This window comes from Rectinema subterraneum, from assembly GCA_009768935.1.
In the GTDB taxonomy this organism is placed as follows: Bacteria; Spirochaetota; Spirochaetia; order Treponematales; family Rectinemataceae; genus Rectinema; species Rectinema subterraneum.
Genome location: WESA01000105.1, coordinates 1 through 2312 on the forward strand (window position 1 = coordinate 1; position 2312 = coordinate 2312).

4 protein-coding genes are annotated in these 2312 nt (G+C 46.7%); 3 read left to right on the forward strand and 1 reads right to left on the reverse strand.

The window, feature by feature from the left end:
* Window positions 1-27 precede the first annotated feature (27 nt).
* The 3 genes from GAP13_RS12955 (at window position 28) to GAP13_RS12965 (ending at window position 2140) form a co-directional block, all read left to right on the forward strand.
* Window positions 28-963, forward strand: coding sequence for a hypothetical protein (locus GAP13_RS12955; protein ID WP_158908708.1), 936 nt, complete (start codon window positions 28-30; stop codon window positions 961-963).
* 109 nt (window positions 964-1072) lie between these two features.
* Entirely contained in the window at window positions 1073-1648 is a 576-nt protein-coding gene (locus GAP13_RS12960; protein WP_158908709.1) for a hypothetical protein, read from the forward strand.
* Between the two features lie 45 nt (window positions 1649-1693).
* The gene (locus GAP13_RS12965) at window positions 1694-2140 is read left to right on the forward strand and encodes a PTS sugar transporter subunit IIA (protein ID WP_158908710.1); all 447 of its coding nucleotides are present in this window, start codon (window positions 1694-1696) and stop codon (window positions 2138-2140) included.
* Window positions 2141-2144: 4 nt separating this feature from the next.
* Here the strand turns inward: GAP13_RS12965 and GAP13_RS13355 are convergent.
* Window positions 2145-2312 (reverse strand): SAM-dependent methyltransferase (locus tag GAP13_RS13355; RefSeq protein ID WP_371710087.1); only part of this gene is annotated, 168 nt, incomplete at its 5' end.

The window sequence follows — 2312 nt, forward strand, 5'->3', positions numbered from 1 at the left end:
CAATCTACTTTTCAAGGAGGATTAGACATGAAGAAGCTAATCGTTTTGCTTCTCGCATTGGCTATGGTCGGTGCCGTGTTCGCGCAGGCTGCTGCACCGGCTCTGACTTTCAGCGGATATCTCAACACTGGTTTCCAGTATGATACCGGAACCGATCTTGTGAAGCTCTATGGCGCCTATGCAGGCCAGACTTCCAGACTGAGACTCAACGCTGCTTACACCAATGGTGACTTCGGCGTGAATTTCCGCTATCAAAGCAATGATTCTGCGACTGCTCCGACAGTCGGCCAGGCTCTCGTGTGGGGAAACCTTTTCAACAAGATGGTGACTTTTAAAGCTGGTAAGCTCAACGATTATACATGGGCAACCCCATACAATGCCTTTGGAAACTTCGATGGCCAGACTGGTGTTCAGGTTCAGTTGAAACCGGTTGCCGGTCTCAACTTCGGTGTGTTCGTTCCTCTCGTTGCCGCTGGAGCAACCCCGGCCAACACTTTCAAAGATATGAGCATTGCTGGAAAGTATTCTGCTTCCGGTTTAGCTGACTTCCTTGTCAACCTCAACCTCGGTACTGCTGCGAATGCTCTCTACGGCTCAGTCAATGTCACTGCTGTAAAAGATCTTACCGCTATTCTTGAAGCAAAAGTTACTGATCTGACCAAGGTCTCTACTACCCTTTATATGGATCAGTATCTTTCCTATGCCATGGGTGATCTTTCGGTCGGCGCTTACATCGATCAGACTTTCGGAACTCCGTTTGGTTGGTCGGTATCCCCTGAAGTCGACTACACAATGGGCAATGTTGAACTTTATGCGTCATTCACCTATGCTTCCGATAAGACTTGGAGTATCAATCCTTATGTGAACTACACGCTGAATTCGAAGAGTTCTGTGAAGACCTATGCCAGCTATGACAATACCAAGACGTTTACAGTTGGCAGCAGTTTTGTATTCAACTTCTAATCTAGGCTGAATTACAAATGCTCAAGCTGGTCAAGCAATAGCTTGGCCAGCTTTCTTTTATTTTAATTTTATTCTATGATATTTAAAATATTTTCTAGGAGAATTATCCATGAAGCGCCAGTTCTACATTACATCCGCGAAGGTGGTAATTATCCTTATTGTGTTGGGGCTGGTTGGCTCTTGCGTATCGCAGCCTAAAGAACTTCCGGCAGCTTATTCAGTAAATATCCACAAATTGGATGAAAGAGAAATTCTAGCTATTCGTTCCAACAGAGATGCGAACCCATTTATTGAACCAGGATCTCTCTTGAAGGGAAAGGTCAACGAATTTATTGTATTTCAGATAGATATTTCCATAGATCAGACGCGTACCATAAAAATTGACAGCATCATGCAAGATAAAGAAAAGAATTACATTGAAGCGTATTATCCAGAACAGCTGATTGCCTATTGGGATCAATTTGTGACGCGGACAGAAAAGGCGTCGCTTACGAGCTATGCGAAGAAAGTCAGCTTAATAAAGAAAATTGTCTTGCCAACTGATACACTTACACTATATTCAGGGGAATATACATATTATCTCGTTTTCATTGGCCCGTACCCGATTAAGAAGCCGGCACAGGCTCAGATAGATGTCTCTACGAGCAGTGGAGAATATAATTCTTTCAAATTTACCATACAGTAAAATGCTGATTGCACACAGCAAATCCTGAGGATACTATTTGAATTAATGCAAAGCATCAATATTGAATACACTTTCTATCTAGTCGACCCCATCGATATGCCGCACGCCCTCGCTCAGCTCGTGCAGGGGGTGCCGCTTCCAGAGGGGCTAGATCGAGATGCGCTCCTCGACGCGCTGATGTCGCGTGAAGAGGTGATGAGCACCGCGATAGGCAATGGTATCGCGATTCCGCATGTGCGCAAGTTCGGAAGCGAAAGCCTGAAAACGGATGTGGTCTATGTGGCGTATCTTTTCGCGCCAGTCGAGTGGAAGGCTCCCGATGAGCAGCCTGTACATACGCTATTTCTCGTGCTTGCCTCCGATGAGACGAGACATCTGCAGATCCTCGCGCAGATCGCGAAGCTTGCTTCAGATGACCATTTTGTCGAATTTTTGAAGACGATGCCGGCGCATGAGGCCCTCATGGAGCGCGTACGGCAGATGGAAGTGTGATCGCCTATTTATTTTCAGAAAATCCCGTCGCCACCAAGTAGATCTCGAACGACTCGGCGCGGCAGGCCTCGGGCTTGAAGGCGCGCGGCTGCACAAAGTGCTTTTTGAGCTCGGCGATAAGGCGTTTTTCTTCACCGCCCTGAAAAATTTTCATGACAAGGGCGCCGCCCGG